Origin of the sequence: Algibacter sp. AS12 (assembly GCF_046736315.1) — a bacterium.
GTDB classification, from domain to species: Bacteria; Bacteroidota; Bacteroidia; order Flavobacteriales; family Flavobacteriaceae; genus Algibacter_B; species Algibacter_B amylolyticus.
In genome coordinates this window covers 3,282,357-3,301,167 of record NZ_CP151841.1, presented here as the reverse complement: position 1 = coordinate 3,301,167, position 18,811 = coordinate 3,282,357, and the positions used below count along the sequence as shown (strand labels likewise).

General features: G+C 31.9%; 7 protein-coding genes. 1 reads left to right on the top strand and 6 read right to left on the bottom strand.

The features are described from left to right. Positions 1 to 176: 176 nt before the first annotated feature. The 6 genes from AAFN75_RS13690 to AAFN75_RS13665 form a co-directional block, all read right to left on the bottom strand. Complete coding sequence (locus tag AAFN75_RS13690) at positions 177 to 1,733, bottom strand: sulfatase family protein (protein ID WP_411806855.1); 1,557 nt, start codon at positions 1,731 to 1,733, stop codon at positions 177 to 179. 18 nt (positions 1,734 to 1,751) lie between these two features. Continuing rightward, the gene (locus AAFN75_RS13685) at positions 1,752 to 3,509 is read right to left on the bottom strand and encodes a DUF4955 domain-containing protein (RefSeq protein WP_411806854.1); all 1,758 of its coding nucleotides are present in this window, start codon (positions 3,507 to 3,509) and stop codon (positions 1,752 to 1,754) included. Positions 3,510 to 3,539: 30 nt separating this feature from the next. Next, positions 3,540 to 8,477: a DNRLRE domain-containing protein gene (locus AAFN75_RS13680; RefSeq protein ID WP_411806853.1), complete on the bottom strand. Its 4,938-nt coding sequence runs from the start codon at positions 8,475 to 8,477 to the stop codon at positions 3,540 to 3,542. 89 nt (positions 8,478 to 8,566) lie between these two features. Continuing rightward, positions 8,567 to 10,081, bottom strand: a complete 1,515-nt coding sequence (locus tag AAFN75_RS13675; protein WP_411806852.1) for a RagB/SusD family nutrient uptake outer membrane protein — start codon at positions 10,079 to 10,081, stop codon at positions 8,567 to 8,569. Positions 10,082 to 10,099: 18 nt separating this feature from the next. Then, positions 10,100 to 13,099 (bottom strand): SusC/RagA family TonB-linked outer membrane protein, encoded by a 3,000-nt coding sequence (locus AAFN75_RS13670; protein ID WP_411806851.1) that lies wholly within the window; start codon positions 13,097 to 13,099, stop codon positions 10,100 to 10,102. A 38-nt stretch (positions 13,100 to 13,137) separates the two neighbouring features. Next, entirely contained in the window at positions 13,138 to 14,223 is a 1,086-nt protein-coding gene (locus AAFN75_RS13665; protein ID WP_411806850.1) for a glycoside hydrolase family 105 protein, read from the bottom strand. A gap of 313 nt (positions 14,224 to 14,536) precedes the next feature. Here AAFN75_RS13665 and AAFN75_RS13660 point away from each other — a divergent pair, with 313 nt between their 5' ends. Continuing rightward, positions 14,537 to 18,574: a two-component regulator propeller domain-containing protein gene (locus AAFN75_RS13660; protein WP_411806849.1), complete on the top strand. Its 4,038-nt coding sequence runs from the start codon at positions 14,537 to 14,539 to the stop codon at positions 18,572 to 18,574. The last annotated feature ends 237 nt before the right edge of the window (positions 18,575 to 18,811 follow it).

Sequence of the window (18,811 nt, the reverse complement as noted above, 5' to 3'; positions counted from 1 at the left end):
TTCAAATCATTTTAAATTCATATAAAATAGGCTTAGTCTAAGCCTGCTATTATAAAATAATGAATCAAACATTTTATATAAATACATCTCTCAACTATATGCTTTTTTTGGAATATTTTAAAGCTTAATTAACGTGGAAAAATTACTATTTCGCTATCTCTGTAATGCTAATATTTTTATTTCAATTCTAATGCTTCAACATTTTTATAATCTGTCCCCCTTATACTTTCAAAATTAGCAACCATGTCTTTTACTTTTTCTTTGTTCGATTTTGCTAAATTATTTTGTTGGCTTACATCATCTTTTAAATTGTAAAGCTGATAATCTTTAGAGTTACCAACCTCAATATTTACCAATTCATTTATTGCTTTACCTTTATACGGTGGAATCATTACCCAGTCTCCTTCTCTATAAGCTGTTCTTGTTGTTGCTTCAATAACCACATTCCCTCTACCCTTTTCAGATTTCCCTAAAAGCGTGCTTAATAAATTTTGACTATCTGTAGTATTAACTTCAATATTTGTTAATTCAGCTATAGATGCTAAAACATCTAATTGAGACACTAAGGCATCAGAAACAGTAGGTTCAATTTTTCCTTTCCAATATGTAATAAAAGGTACTCGTGTTCCTGCTTCTAGCAAACTATACTTACCACCTCTTAAACCTCCTTTTGGGTCATGTTCCCCTAATTTTTCGACAGCATCGTCAAAATAGCCATCATTTAAAACCGGGCCATTATCACTAGATAAAATAATTAATGTGTTTTCTAAAATACCCTTTTCTTCAAGTGTTTTTATAAATTCTCCAACAGCCCAATCTGCTTCTACAATAACATCTCCTCGGGGTCCTAAACCAGAAGCTCCTACAAATCTTGGATTTGGTGTGCGTGGAACGTGCGGTTGTTGCATGGCATAGTATAAGAAAAATGGTTCTTCTTTATGTGCTTCAACATATTCCTGAGCTTTAACTAAAAAATGATCTGCCATATCCTCATCAATCCATTTTGCAGACTCGCCACCTTTCATATAACCAATTCTAGGAATACCATTAACAATACTACTGTTGTGCCCATGGTGCCATTTCATTCGTAATAATTCAGGGTTTTCTTTTCCTGTTGGTTCTCCTTCAAAATTCTTATCATAATTAACTTTAATAGGGTCTTTTGGGTCTAAATTGGCAACAAAACCATTATCTATATAAACCGTTGGCACTCTATCTTGAGTAGCCGCCATGATATAGGAATAATCAAACCCTACCTCGTTTGGTCCAGGAGTTACTTTTTTGTTCCAATCAACTAATCCTGTACCTAAACCAAGGTGCCATTTACCAACAACGCCTGTATAATATCCATTTTCTTTAAGTATTTTAGGAATTGTTATTTGTGCTGTATCAATAATTAATGGCGCTGTTCCTGGTAAGATTTTAGCATCTTTATTACGCCAAGGGTAAACACCTGTAAGCAAGCCATATCTGCTTGGTGTACATGTTGCAGAGGTAGCATAACCGTTTGTAAATTTTACACCTTCATTAGCCAACTTGTCTATGTTTGGTGTTTTTATACCTTTTGCTCCGTAAACGCCTAAATCTCCATAACCCAAATCGTCAAGATAAATAATAACAATATTTGGTTGCTTATTTATGGTTGCTTCGTTTGTGGCAGCTGTAGTTGTTTTGTTATCACTTTTACATGCTACAAAAACTATCGCAAAAAGAATTATTGCTAATTTTTTCATAATAAAATTTGATGTTTTTTAATTAGAAAGATTACGAGACTGTGCTGTAAGTCTATTATTTAACTGCGCTTGGTATAATGAAACCGGTAAGACACTTTTATTAATGTCTCTAAAATACAGGAAATCAGATTGTCTGTCTTTTATATCTGAGTTAACCTGTATATTTTCATAATTAGAGATAGCTCCTGCTACAATTGTACCTGGAAAATAGATATAATCATCTGTTTCATTGCTAGTCCCAAATTTCTTGTTTTCGTATACCCAATATCTAAAAAGATCATCGTCTTTTTCTAAGCCATCAAATGTCACGTTCCAAAATGTGTTTCCTTTAGCTGTATGAGGTAAATTAAATGTTGCACCTCCTCCAGTAATATTGTTAAAACCTGTAATTAATTCAAAGAGATTATCCGCTGGTGGTGCAAAAGTTTTATCTCCAAACCCATGGAAATCAAAATTTGCTTTCAGCTCATTTTTCTTTAAGTCATAATGAATATTTCTAAAAACATTACCATAGCTATTACCTTCTGCACTTAACATGTGGGTGAAATTGGCTTCAAAATTTACATTCTGAATTAAATTATCATTAGCATGAGAATATACTTTTATGCCGTAATGACCATTGTAGCCAGAAATATTAATATCTTCTACGGTAACATTCTTACTATCTAATAGGCTAATGCTACAATTATAATTTTTAATAGTTACATTTTTTATCCAACTATGAGACGTACGTACAAATTGAATAGCATTCCAACCATAGTCCATAATTAAACTTTCGGCCTTATTGGACGATTTACAACCATGATGACAGTAATCGCCTTTCCATTTGCTAGCAAAAGTGATATTTTCTACTCCAATACCACTTAACATTGGCGCTGCTGCTACTATAGGATTAAATTCTGTTTTAATATCAACTCGACAAGGTTGCTTTAAATATATGTCTTGTTTTGAAACACGATCTACTTCTACTAACCATTGGTAGGATGCTGCCTTATTTTTACCAGCTTCAATAGCGTTTTTCATATAAGGTTTAAACGTATGCCACGGATTCATAATTTCATGAATTAAATTACCGCTATCCGTGGTATTATACATCGCTATTAATATAAAATCTCCAGGACTAATTCCAACTGTAGATTCTACGCTTAATACTTTACTTCCTTTATTAGAATTTTTTAATACTTTGGTAAGCTCTTTTGCAGGATAAATATTTCCCGATACACCAACGCCAGTAGCTCCTACAAATACGTCTTTACTTTCTACTCCAGCAGGTACTCCCCAAAACTTATCTGTGCCTTGTAATGTATTCCCAACTCTTAGAATTGCTGGAGATAGCCACGGACTTTTTTCTAATTGAATTAAGGTTTGACAATCCATAAAAACCGTATTTTTATCTCCTCTTAATACAACATTAGAATAGTCTATAGTTAGAAAATTCTCTTCCGCTTCAATACTATTAAGGTTATACTCTCCTGATGGGAAAAACAAAACGCCGCCGCCTAACCGACCAATACTGTCTATTAGCTTTTGAACGTTTGTAGTTTGATCTAATTTAGAATTTGCCAATACACCATACTTCGTTACATCTATAAGAACTGGTTTTGCAGGTATTTTTTTTTCCCCATATTTATAACCAGCATATGAAAAATTAGGAAGTAAAGATGTGTCTGGATTCTCAATAGAAGCCGTATATATAATTGACTCTTCTTTAGTTTTACAGCCTATAATTATTATAGATAATAGAATAGTGCATAAATAAATACTATATTTTTTCATGTTTTAATTCAATTTATTGTAAGCAGCAAGCTAGTGTTTAATCAATTTTTTAATTATAGAATTATTATTGTTATCGGTAATTCTTGCGATGTACATAGCATTAGTAAAGTTGTCCATATTTACTTCCATTTTACTACTTTGATTATAATTGCTAATACTTTTAACAAGCTTACCATCAATACCTATAATTTCAATTTTTGTAATATTATCTGAATGATTTATATAAAACCTACTTGTAACTGGGTTTGGGTAAATTATTGGATTAAAATTGATTTCTTTTTCATTTTCAGCAATATCTAAAGTTTCTTTAGTAGCAGAAGCTTTAGCTGTGTTATTGTTAGCACCATATTCTAAAACCAAAACAGGTCTATGAGAGGCAACAGCCTCTTTCGAATAAAATTTTATTAAGGAACTTGAATTAGTTGATACATTTATTGATGCCTTTTTGTTATTTTCTATTTGATTAATAATGTACGCGGTAACATCCCATTCTGCAGTTTCATCAGATGTTGTTGCCGTTTCAAGTATACTATCTATTATACTACTACCTGAATCATCTTGAAGTAAATCGTTCCATATAACAACATCTTCATCCCAATTATCTTTTGCAATCGATTTCAGGTTTATAATATCTGTATCTGCTCCAGAACTAATAGATTTTGCTGTCATTATCAATTTTGCAGAGGTTATGGTTTCTGTTGCAGACGATAGATCAAACCTTAAAAAAGACTCACGCTGAAACCCTGTGTTACCTTGCTTATTTACCAATTCATCATCATTACCAAAATTAGTCGCTGCTTGACCACCATCGCGAACATAGGTATCTGCAACAGCCTCAAAGGATGCTTCATTATCTACTATAGTATAGGTATGAACGGTGTTAATTCCCATAGTAACATTAGCAGGGTTTGATAAAGTAATAATTACAGTCTCATCATTTTCTATATTAGTATCATCTATAATATTTGAAATTACAATATTAGAACTAGATTGCCCTGCAGATATGGTTAAAGTACCATTTGCAAGTGTATAATCTTTTCCGCTACCTGTATTTGTTGCTGTACCTGTTACTGTATAATCCACAGTTACATTAGAGCCACTAACAGAAGAGAGAATTACCGGTATATCAAAACTACTAACAGACTCTAAACCACTTGAAATTACATTTTCAAACTCAATTTTAGGTTGGGCAATTTCTAGAACCAAAACTGGTCTTAGAGCTGCGTTAGAACTTTCTTGAGAATGAAATTTAATATTCGATTGTGTTACATCTGATGATAGATGTATGGATACTTCTTTTTGTGGGTCTTCATCCAACTCCGATTGTATATATTTAGTGAGGTCCCATTTTGCGGTTTCGCCAGATGCAAATCCTATTATTTCAGTAATTGCAACTTCTTTATTATTTTCATCAGGCTTGTTATTCCAAGTAATTGTGCCTTCATCCCAATCATCATCATTATCATCTATTGATTTAATAATTATATTAGAAGTGTCTTCATTAGTACCAACAGCGCTTAATGTCATTCTCAATTTAGCAGAGATTACTGTACCATTAACAGAAGATAAGTCAAACTTTAAAAAAGATTCTCGCAAAAAGTCTGTACCGCCTTGTTTAATAATTAATTCTGATTGATTTCCATAGTTATCATTAGCATAAGAACCGTCCCTAACATAAGAATCCTCTGAAGAATTATAAGATGTTTCATCGTTATCTACAATAATATACGTGTGCAAAACATTATTAACTAAGTTAGCATTATCAGGGTTTAATAATGTAATAATAATGGTCTCATCTTCTTCGATATCCGAATCATCCACAATATTTGTTATTGAAATATTAGCGCTCAGTTGATTTACTGGTATAGTTAAGGTACCGTTTGCAAGTGTATAATCTTTTCCTGGACCTGTTCCTTTTGCCGTGCCTACTACCGTATAATCTACCTCAACAACAGAGCTGCTAGCTGAAGAAAGACTTACTGGTATATTTACACTACTATTGGACTCTATTCCATTTGAAATTGAACTATCGAATTGTAGTGTAGGTGCAGCAAACTCTAAAACCAAAACAGGTCTTTGTGATGCATTTGTATGATCTTTAGAATAAAATGATATACTAGAAGTCGTTTCCTTTGTAGAAACATGTAGTGAGGTTTGTTGTTTATTTAATTCTAATTCTGATTGGATATAACTAGAGATATCCCATTCAGCTGTTTGACCAGATAATGTTGCTGTTTCATCAATTTTATCTACTACACTAATATTTTCTTGTGGCTTATTTACCCATTCAATACCACTTTCTGTCCAAGCGTCATTACTTACCGATTTAATAGTAATATTATCTCCTGTGTTTGTAGAACCACCAACCGTACTTGTTGTCATTCTTAATTTTGCCGAAACCACCGTTCCACTAACAGACGACAAATCAAATTTCAAAAAAGACTCACGCTTAAAATCATCATTAGTAACTTGCTTATTAACTAATAAAGTATCATTACCAAAATTATCATCGTCATATGTACCACCACGAACATAGGCATCTGCTAATGGCTCAAACTCTACAGTTGAACTTTGAAATTTAGTGGTATTATTATCAACAATATAATGTACAGATGAACCTCTATAGTCCTTTGTTGGCATAATACAGTTTAAACTTCTAGTGTCATTAATTCCAGGTAAATTTACCAACACATCTATTGAAGTTTGAATTTGTTTTGGATCTGAAATATATAAATCTACTGCGCTGCTGTTGAAATTTTTAATCATTAACACACAAGGCTTATCAACAGTAATACGAATACCGTTTCCATTATCGTACGTTGTAGCCTCATGAAAAACTATTTGCAATATTTCATTTCCAGAAACATTTTGTATTACGGCTTGTATTGAAGCTGTATTTTCTAAAATTTCTACTGGTAATTGACCAAAATCTACCATGTCGTTTGCAGTATCTGCAGCAGGAGCAACAATATAGCTATAGCTTTGGTTTTGTATATCATCATTTTCTCCATGATCTACCCATAGTTGAAATGTATTGTCACTTTGAGTATTAGTATTTGAGTTAAGATCACTAACATCCGACCATTTTCCTGTTTTTAAAGTATTATTAACTGATAATTTATTACCTGCTGGAAAATAATATCCAATATTATCATGATGTATCCATGTATTAGAATTTTGATCGGTATAAGTCTCATTAGTATCATTAGCCAATACTTGCTGAGCTCCTGATCCTACTTTTACTGTAACATCTCCATCTAAAAGCACTTGATTTACAGACGTTGTTAATTTCCCTGTTGTGTTAGCACTAATGCCAGCACCAAGACAAACAATATAATTATCTAGAAAAAACCAAGATTTTTTAGCTATTACTCCTGTTCTAGAATCATAATAATCTTGTACAGCAGCACCATGTATACTATCAGAAACACCACCAACAAAATCGGTTTCTCCCAAAGTACACATCCAGTTTTGCCCGCTTCCAAATACTGAGCAATCATATAATAAAGGATCGTCGGAAACAGCTGTAATGCCTGGTATTTTTGTCCAATCCATTAAAGGTAGAAGATCTTTAATATATTCATCACCATCAACCATAAAGTAAGTAGCCCCACTAGAAAGATGCCAACCTAATCTATTCTGACCTTTAGAATTTTCTGTACCTATTACCCTTGTAGATTTAGAACGAACCGATGCATAATAGCCTTCATTAGAAGAAGTTGCCGCATCAAACTTAACGCGTTGTGTCATATAATCTGAACGAAAATATTGAGTATTTCCAAATTTTAAACCATCACCTTCAAATGGTGTTTTTGTTTCATCTTGACGCTCTAGAAAATCTGAATAGTTCGAAGCATTATTAACATCAAAAATGGCCATTTTTTCAAGAGGCCCCTTATTTGGCTTTAAACTTTTTACACTTGGTTTTTTATTAGTTGATCCAGAACCGCTTGAACCTCCACCAGTAGAAATGTGTCTACCACCAACACTCCAATCCACATTTGGACCAACAAAACCGTTAGCATAGCCATTGTGAATAAATGAACTTAAAATTTCTAATTTTGAAGGATCTACCGGTATACCACTATTTAAAAAGAAGAAAATCTCTGTAGCAGATATTATAAATGATTCCCCGTAGGTTGTGGTTTGCATTTGTGCGTCGTGTTGCTGAAAAGACCAATCTGACTTAATACCATCACTAAAATTTGGCGAAGCAGATTCAGTTGTACCATTCGCTAATCGTACTATAAAATAGGTCTCCTCAATTGTTGCTGCACCTAATGACTGATTATTAGTAAGGGCTGCTCTGTTTAAATGATGCGCTAAAACATCTAGAGAATTGGCACCATTATCTTCGCGTTGCTTTATCTCAGCCATTTTATCGATATAAGAATTAATTAACAATCTTGGCAACTGAATTTCTCCATCTTCCATGAGTATTAATATTTTTCCATATTCAGTAGGTAACCCTATTTGGTTCGCGAAAAAATTATTGAATTCGAAATTAAAAAATTCATCTTTCCAATACTGAAGTGCAAGTACAATTTTATTATATAGATTAACATCTTGATAGTGTATACTTTCATCGCTAATATATCCTGCTACCATGGTAAATATTCTTGTCATGTGCTTTTTAACAAAAGCCGATTGTAGATTTCGGTTTTCGTTTAAATAATAATTAATATCATCACTATTAAAGGTAACACCGTTGACTACATATGTCCCTTTCATATCCAGAAACTGCCCATTAGCATCAACTAAACCCATATGATCGGTTATAAACGGATCATAAGTATCTTTAGTTTGGCTAGTGAATTTATAATCATCAATCAACGTGGTTTTATAAATATCAAAATCAATATTTTGGGCACTAACACTAGTGTTTAAAATAATAAAGAATAAAAAAAGTAAAACTAGCTTACTATAAAAGGATAAAAATCTTGCCTGCATTAAGTTATTAGTTTCCATGGTTTAGTTTCGTTTAAATTATTACTATTTTTTTGAATAATGGCTATTTACAAATATCTTATAGAGTTATAAATAGTTTTTTTTTAAGCTTATTGAATTCTGAACCCTTCTGGATTTTGAAGCAATTCACTTAAATTAATGGGACTAATAGGTATAGGAACTATATATTGAGCATCTGTTGGAATTCTAACTAAATCGACCGCTTCAGAAGGATCTCTTTTATTAGCCATTTCTGCTACGCGTTCTGTTCTAACCAAATCAAACCATCGTTTATACTCCGCGGCCAGTTCCCAACCCTTTTCGTCTACAATTTCATTTGCAGTTGCGGTAGCAACATCTACAGATCCATCTGGACTTAAATAAGGTAGGCCCGCAGCTCTTCTTTTTACTTGATTTAATGCTTCAATAGAAGTTGCATTCTCACCAATTTGCGCTTGAGATTCAGCATAAATTAATAGAACTTCTGCATATCGATATAAGTCAATTGCTCTGAAACTTTCGGGTCTATTACTAATGGTTAAATCTTCTGAAAGCACATATTTTTTATACATTGGGTGCCCTCTATCAGAATCTGGCCAAGGGATAGTTGCTGGATCTCTAGAAGTTATTACACCACCTGGAGCAAACCTATTAGGAATGTCTGTAATAAACGTAGCGTCTTTTCTAGGTCCTTCAGGGAAATCATTAAAAAATTGTAATTCTGGAAAACAATCTGAAAAACCTCTTCCTTGATGAAATGTGAATGCTGTGGCCTGATTTCCACTAATACTTTGATCATCTGAATATCTTAATGAAAAAATGGTCTCTCCACTAACTGCGCCTTCAGTTGTCCATAAATCCTCAATTGGAAGTAATTCATAATAATTAAAATCTATCACTTCTTTTGATTTAGTTGCTGCAAGTTGATATTTGCTAGCATCTTTAACTGGCCATCCAGCCCACGTTAAATATAAATCGGCAAGTACTGTTTTTGCAAACCCTGCAGATGCACGTCCGGTATCTTCTGTCCCTGGTGTTGGTAGTATAGCTTCGGCAATTAGTAAATCACTTTCTATTAATTGGTAATTCTCTAAAACAGTAGCACGTCTTTCGTTACCAGTTGGCAATACACCATCTAATATTGACGGCATATTACCATAAACTTTTACTAGATTAAGATAAGCAAGAGCTCTAAATACTCTGGCTTCAGCATCAGCTAATTCCAAAAGATTTTGAGAAGCATTAGAAGATTTTAAACCATCTATTAATGTATTACAGTAGTAAATGGTTTGCCAATAGGCATTCCATGGTTCATCCAACCAATTAATATCTGAATTTTCTCCACTTCCATAATCAAACCTATCAAATACTCGCAACGGAGCTTTATTACCCGCGGCCCATGTAGTGATATCGTCTCCACCGTATGTGCCAATTCTTGCACGATGAGGAGCTGCGTGTAATTCTAGAAGTCGTCTATAAATAGGTGCGATATTGGCTTGAATATCTGATTCTGTTTCAATTTTACCTATGGTTAGTAAACTACTAGTATCTTCTTCTAAATCTGAGCATGAGTTGCCTAAAAAAACAACTAATACAATTAATAAAATTTTATTTAAATTTTTCATGTTATTTAGTTTATATTTTTAAAATGAAAGATTAACTCCAAACGTTAAAGTTCTATTAAGCGGAAAAGTATTAAAGTCTATCCCCACAACAGCGTCTTGGTTACTTACGGACGCAGACGCTTCTGGATCAAAACCTGTATAATTTGTTATTACGAATAAATTTTCGACACTTGCATAGACACGTGCATTAGAACATCCTATTTTTTTCAAAAATTCGGCATCTATATTATAGCTTAATGCAATGTTTTTCATACTTGCATAAGACCCGTCTTCTAAAAATTGTGTAGATATGGTCTGAGTTCCATCGGTTCCTGATGGAATATTACTTGGGTTGGTTGGTGTCCACCTATTTCTATAATCACCATGCACCGCATGAAATTGTTGAGCACCTAAGCCCATTAATCGAGCTCTTGCGAAGTTATAAATATCGTTACCTTGAGAACCTGTAATTAAAAAGTTTAAATTCCAGTTTTTATAACTTACATCCCAATTCCACCCCCAAACAAAATCTGGATTACCATCACCAACTTTAGTGATATCATCCGTTGTTATGGCATCATCTCCATTTATGTCTCTGTATTTTGCATCACCAGGAACTCTATTAAATAAAGCCGCTTCTGCTTCTTCTCCTATTTGGTAAACACCTTCGAAAATATAGCCTCTAAATGTGCTAATAGGTAAACCAACTTCAACTCTTGTTGGGCTTATTGGAGAATCTACATTTGAGCCTATTTCTATAAATTCAACATCATCGTTAAGACTTAGTACTTTATTTTTATTACTTGAAAGATTTAATGTTGAGTTTATACTCCAATTATCTTTTCTTAATATTCTGGTTCCTAAAGTAATTTCAAAACCTTTATTCTCTACTTCACCTGCATTAACAAACTTTCTTGTTGGTCCAACAAATTCTGGTAATTGGGTATCAAGTAATAAATCGCTTGTGTTTTTTTTGTAATAATCTAATGATAATGTGATAGCCGAATTGAACAACCCAAGATCTGCACCAACATTTATTTGCTCTGTAGTTTCCCATGTTAAATCTGGATTAGACACTCTATTAGATGGTGCAACTCCTGTGGTTATTGAACCGTCGAACGGATAATTAATATCTGCTCCTAGTACAGCTCTTGCCCTTGTACCAAACGGATTAATACCTTGATTACCCACTTTACCATAACTTACTCTAAATTTAAGATTATTTATGGTTTCTATATTTTTAATAAAATTTTCTTCAGAAACTTTCCATGCTAGAGATGCAGATGGAAAATAGCCCCATTTATTTTTCTGAAAAACACTCGTACCATCAGCTCTTAAAGAAGCAGTAAGTAGATATTTATCCATTAATGAGTAATTAATACGCCCCAGAAAAGATTCTAAATCTCTATTACTTTCCGAATTTTCTACAACTTGAATATTGGCTGCAGACAAATCTTTAAACGTTACAACATCTGTAAAGAAATTACTTGCGGTAATATCTGTACTGTTACTTTTGTTTACAACCAACTCATGTACAGCATCTATTTTTAAACTATTATTTTCATTAATATCTATAGAATAGGTTAGTCTATTTGTATTAAACAAATTAGATATAGATGTGTTTTCTAGAAAAGCAACACCAATTGAACTAGAAATCAATGGATCATAAGCATTATTGTCTCTTTCAGTTCTTACAAGTCCTAAAGAGGAATTTAATACTAAATTCTTAGCGACATCCCAATTAAAATATCCATTTACACTTAAACGATCTGTCGTGTTTTCCCTAATATTATTTTGCGCACCAACTAAAGGGTTTGTATTAGATGTGGCAACATTTTTAATAGAATTAAAATTATAATCACCATCTTCATTAAAAGCAGGTGTGGTTGGATCCCATGCTAAACCTCTACCTATATCTGCTTTAAAACCATTTGTTTCTTCTTGTCCTAAATTGAAATTAAGACCAACTTTTATTTTATCTGAAAGTTTGGCATTAAAATTACTTCTTAAATTAAGTCTTTTAAAGTCCTGATTAATTACTGTAGATTCTGCATCATAATAATTTCCAGAAATATAATAGTCCATCTTTTCACTTCCGCCACTAGCTGAAATTTGAAAGTTATTAGTATATCCTGTTTTTAGTAGACGTTCTTGCCAATCTTGTCCTCCAGAAGCACGCAAAGCGTCAATTTCTTCTGTAGTGTAAAAAGGATTTGGTTGATTTGGATCTACGCCTTCAACAAAATTAACACCTTCTGCAAATTCGGCAGCGCTCATTAAATCTAGTCTTTGAGTGACGCTAGATATTCCAGTAAACATATCCACACTTATTTTTGCCTTACCAGGTTTACCTTTTTTTGTAGTTATCAAAATCACACCATTGGCTCCTCTTGTTCCGTAAATAGCAGTAGCCGAAGCATCTTTAAGCACTTCCATAGATTGAATATCATTGACATTAACCGTTGAAATAGAAACAAACTGCCCATCAACTACATACAATGGATCATTACCACCCGTAATAGAGTTTGCTCCTCTAATACGTATTTTAAAATCACCTCCTGGAGCTCCGCTTGTTTGAGAAACTTGAACACCGGCAGCTCTACCTTGTAAAGCCTGACTTACGTCACTTAAAGGTTGCTTGTCAAAATCTTTTGATGAAACAGATGTTAATGCTCCGGTTAAATCACTACGCTTAGCAGTACCATAACCTACTACCACGACGGCATCTAATTGAGCGGCATCTTCCTCCAATATTATATCGATTGTTGTATTATTACCAACAACTTGTTTTGTTGTTTGGTAACCTAAAAAACTGAAGACAAGTATATCTTTTGATGATGCATTAATAGTGTAATTACCATCAAAATCTGTAGCTGTTCCACTATTAGTGCCTTCTAAAATAACATTAACACCTGGTAACACTATTCCGTTTGTATCTTTAACGACTCCTGTAATTGTGCTCGAATTTTGAGCTGATGCCAATATACTAGCAAAACATATTACGAGTAAAATACATTTTTTTAAAATACGTTCATTCATAATTATTTAATTTTAGTTTAGTTCGTTTTTAGGTATAATTAGTTTTTAGGTAATTTCAATATTTCAGTTCCTAATAATACATAGGCACCAGCTCCATAAGCCATGGTTGTATTTTTATCGGTATCTCCAGGTGCTGCTCCAATAGGTTGTACCCATCCTATCATACCAGTTTCTTCATTTATACATTTTGATAAACTCACCCACGCCTTTTCAACTACAGGTCTATAGCTTTCTTCATCTAACAAACCATTATTAATTCCCCAGGCTAAAGCAAATGCATTAAAAGCTGTACTAGATGCTTCTTTTTTAGGAACATCATTAGGATCTAGTAGGTTACTTCTCCACATACCATCTTCTTGTTGTAAACTAGATATTTTTTTAGCCATCTCCTTAAATAGTTTTATGTAAGGTTGTTTCATTTTTTCATCTTTTATATAAGGAATCTGTCTAGCTAAACCAGCAATTACCCAACCATTACCACGTCCCCAAAACACCTTTTCGCCATTAGGGCTTTTTTTATTAAAAAATCGAGCATCTCGGTAAAACAAATGCTCATCTTTATCATATAAGTAATCATATACATCCCAAAACATATTATCCGCATAATCATAATACTTCTGGTCATTTAAAATTTCGCCAGACATCATATAAACTGGTGGCGCCATAAATAATGCATCGCACCAAGACCAATCTTCTCTTCCTGGAATTGCAGTTGCTACAAGCGAGTCCATACGTTGTTGCAATTTTTCAATATATACTGATTCCTTTTTATGTCTATACAAGTCTAAAAACACCTGTCCACATGCCAAATCGTCTGCATGCCTTAACCTTGGAGCACAATTCCAATCAAATGAGCTACCCCAATCCTCAACAGCGCTTAAATATTTTTCATTGTTTGTAGCTTCATATAAAGGAATAAGCGAGACATAAAAGGTTGAAGGAACCCAACCATTTTCATGATTATTATTTTTCTTTATATTATCTCTTGAAGGATGTTCTAATTCATAATTAGCAACTCTCTCCATATTTGAAATAACAACCTCCTTTTTCAAATAATCTTTATCACAACTACTAGAAATTAGAAATAAAATTGATGTGAGTATTAAAATTGAAATGTATTTCATAATTAAAAATGTTTATTATTATTTGATTGTTACAAATTTTAATAATTCTATCAAAAGTTGTGTTTAGAGAAATTTCAAATATTTGATATTTGTTTCAAAAAAAGATATATCACTTAAAATCTGTTCAAATATTAGGTCATTTGTTGCACATTTCCTCCTTGATTTTTTAAACAACACGATTTAAAATACTAAAAAACAGATGGTTACACTTATTCCAAACTACTAAATTGCTACAATTCGGTTATTTGATGAATTATGCATTTCATTCTTCTTTTCTTTTTAACTAAATTTGAGTACCCAAGTAAATTATATTATGGCCAAGCTTCTTATCAGGTTTTTATTGTTGCTTATTATATCTGCAACATATAATTTACATGCTCAAATTCGTTTTGAAAACCTGAACACTAAAACAGGTTTATCGCAAAACTCAGTTCTGGCTGTATGTCAAGATAGTTTAGGTTTTATGTGGTTTGGAACTGTAAAAAATGGTCTAAACAAATATGACGGTAAGACATTTACATATTTTAAGAATAAAGAAAACGATTTAAATAGCCTATCCTCAAATGATATTACAAAACTTCTAGCTGGTAATAAAGGCTCTATTTGGATAGGAACAGATAATGGACTAGACTATTACAACGCTTTTAATGCAACTATAACTAGAGCAACCTATAAAACCGAGAGCGGTATAATTAATCGTTTAGAAAATTTAGTGGTAAAGTCTTTAAAAAAAGAGAAAGATGGCACCATTTGGGCAGTTACTTCAAAAGGTTTATTCGTAAAAAGTCCAAAAACTAATGCTTTTAAAAAGCAAATAACGCCATTATCTTCTTCAATTTTAGACATAGAACCACTTGAAAATGGTATGTATTTAATATCTTCAGGTAAGTTTATTTACGAATACGATAAAGCAAAAAATACGCTTCACAAAGCTGATTTTATAGATTCTAATAAAATTTCTTATATAAATACTATTTATAAAGATACTTCTGGCAATATTTATTTTGGCAGTAACTGGAATGGGTTTGCCGTATTACTAAAAAATGAAGAAAAGACCAAGTACTATTTAATGGGAGAAACTCCTGCTTTAAAAAATGGTATTATTAGGTCGTTTTGTGAAGGTAAAAATGGTAAGATTTACATCGGGACTTTTAATGGTTTATATGTTTTAAATTTAAAAAAACATAAATTAAAAGGCTATTTCTCTGATCAAAAAAATAATATAGGTCTAACTCATAACTCCATACACGGCATAATTAAAGATGTTTCAGATAACATATGGTTTGGCACCTATAGCGGCGGTGTACATATTAAATACGCTACAAACTATGCATTTAAAACTTATAGCCATTCTGCGAGTTTAAAAAACACTATAGCCTCAAATATTATCAATACTTTTTTTGAAGATAATTACGGAATGTGGATTGGTACAGATGGCCATGGTATTTCTTTACTACAAAAAGATAATTTTACAAATTTTGAAAGTTCAAATATATCTAGTCATATTAAGGCTATTTGTAAAAAAGATAAAAACCATCTTTGGATTGGTAGTCATGATTTAGGAAAAAATGATTTTGGACTCGAGTTGTTTAATGAAGAATCTGGACGAGTTGAAAAAAGATTGTTTCAAGATTTTTCTATATACGGCATTCAGAAGGACAAGAATAGTACCTTATGGCTGGCATCAAACACTAAAGGCTTATTGTTTGTTAATGAAAACACCTTGCAATTAGAAGAAAGGTTGCTGCCTAATTCATTAAAAAACAAAACTAAAGTCATTTCTTATTGGAAAGAAAAGGATGTTATGTTTATCTGCTCATCCAATACTATTTTTATTTACAACTTTAATTTGAATCAATTTATTGAAATTTCCAATAATCCATTAAAGGATTCCATATATGAAATAAATGATTTGTTTCTTGATTCTACCAATAATATTTGGGTAGGCACATCAAATGGTTTATTAAAAATAACGGACTTAAACATTAAAAACGGTAATTGTACTATCGAAAAGTTCGAGGGTTTTAGCATGAATGTAAAATCCATAAACGAAGGTATTGATAATTCAATATGGGTTAGCTCTTTTGAAGGCTTATCTCGTATTTCTAAAGATTTTTCTAACATTCAAACTTACGATCAACAATATAGAATTCAAGGTAATGAGTTTATAAACAAATCGAGCTATAAATCTAAAAACCAAACATTGTGGTTTGGTGGTAATGAAGGCTTTACAAAGTTTCAACCTTCAAAACTAGAAAAGAATTTATATGTACCTCCAATAGTATTTACAAAAATTGAAATTGATAATGAAGATTATCTCCCTAAAGACAGCACAGGTTTAGGTACAGAAACAATTACGTTTAAAAAAAGAATAGATTTAAAATATTATCAAAAAAACATAACGATAAATGTTGCAGCCTTAAACTATGTTATACCCAATAAAAATAAATACGCATGGTCTTTGTTAAAAAATGATGAATCAATTATTAAAGGCAATAGCCCCGTTATACATATTAATAACCTAAACTCAGGTAAGTATACTTTATCTGTTAATGCGTCTAACAACGATGGTGTTTGGGTTAATTCACCCATAGAATTAGAATTAAATATCTCGCCGCCTTGGTGGAAATCTAATTTAGCCTATATACTTTATTTTATTCTAGCTGCAATCATAGCTATGCTTTTAACAAAGAAATACAAAGAAAGAAAAAAGATTTTACATGAATTAGAGTTAGAAAAAATAGAAAAACTAAAAGACAAGGAACTCCAAGAAGAAAAGCTTACGTTTTTTACAAACGTTTCTCACGAAATTAGAACGCCATTAACACTTATCTCTGGACCTATACACCATGCTTTATCTATTTCTAGCAACAATGAAATTACAGAAAACCTATTAATTGCAGAGAAAAACACTAATTATTTAAAAGAGCTAGTCAATCAAATTTTAGATTTTAGAAAAGTTGAAAAAAACGCTAAAACATTAAAACTATTTAGAACAGACATAAATGCTTTTATAAAAAATATTTGCAACTCATTTAATAATCCATCTGCAAAAAGCAAAACGCTTATAAATTTTGAAAGTTCGTTTGAAAATAGAGTATTTATTGATAGAGATGTTATAAATAAAATTGTCCGTAATTTAATTTCAAATGCAATTAAATACAATAAAGATGAATATTCTATAATAGTCCATCTAAGTGAAAAACCTATAAAACAAAACTCAAAGTTTCCACATGTTTATTCTGTAGGCAAGGTTAATAAAAAAGTAGAACAAGTAACTATTACTGTTGAAGACAAAGGTATTGGTATTTCAAAAGATTTACTTCCAAAAATATTTAATCGATTTTTCCAGGTAGATGACTCAAGCAATAAACACCTTGGCTCGGGTATAGGATTATCGTTAGTAAAAAGTCTTGTGCTTTTACACAAAGGAAGCATAAAAGTTGAAAGTGAGCATAATGAAGGTACAAGGTTTACAGTCACTTTACCCGTAAACAAAGAGTTTTACAACTCAAACGATTTTGTTCTTAATGTTGAAAAAACTGCAACTAACTCAACCGAACACATAGAAAGTAAAATTAAAGAAACTGAATTTGACACAGACAAGAATAAAACTACTGTTCTACTGGTTGATGATAACGAAGAACTTCTAAACTGGATGGTTTCATTCCTATCAAAAGAGTTTAATTGTTTAACCGCAGAAAACGGAAAGAAAGGCATTAGCGTTGCAAAAAAAATGAATCCAGACATTATTGTATCAGATGTTATGATGCCTAAAATGAATGGTTTCGAAATGTGCGAGACCTTAAAAAATGAAATTAACACAAGCCATATTCCAATAATCCTACTTACCGCTAAAACATTTGAAAACGATGTTAGAGAAGGCTTTGGTTCTGGCGCAAATGCATACATTAATAAACCCTTTAATCCAGAAATATTAATTAAAACTATTAGGAACTTTATAGAATTAAAGAAAACCATTGTTGAAAAATACAATGCCAATTATAGAGATTCTTCTTTAATTGAAAAACTATCTGCATACGACAGGAAAATTATTGATAAGGCTAACACTTACATTGAAAACAATATATCTGATACCAATATGAGTGTTGAAAAAATGGCGAGTGCACTAGCCATGAGTCGATCTAGTTTATTTAGAAAAATTAAAGCCATAACAAATACATCTCCACTTGATTATATAAAAAACTACCGTTTAACCATAGCTATGGAATTAATAAAAGAAAAAGAAATCTCCATAAGTGAAATATCTGAAAAAGTAGGGTTTAATGACTTTTATTATTTCAGAAAATGTTTTATTCAAAAATTTGGTATAAAACCTGAACATGTCTAATTTACTTAAAATCATTTTTCGTTTCCACAAGAAATAGTATTTGAGCAGCTAATTTATTATTGCTAAACATATATAATGGTTAATTCTATAAAGCGATATTAAATCTTAATAAACTATTAAAAAATAAAATTATTTTACTAACCAATGAACACTAAACTCAACAGATTTTTGAACACAATTTTGAAAACCAGTATTCGGGAAGAAATACAAACAAGCTCATTGTAATATTCATTCAAA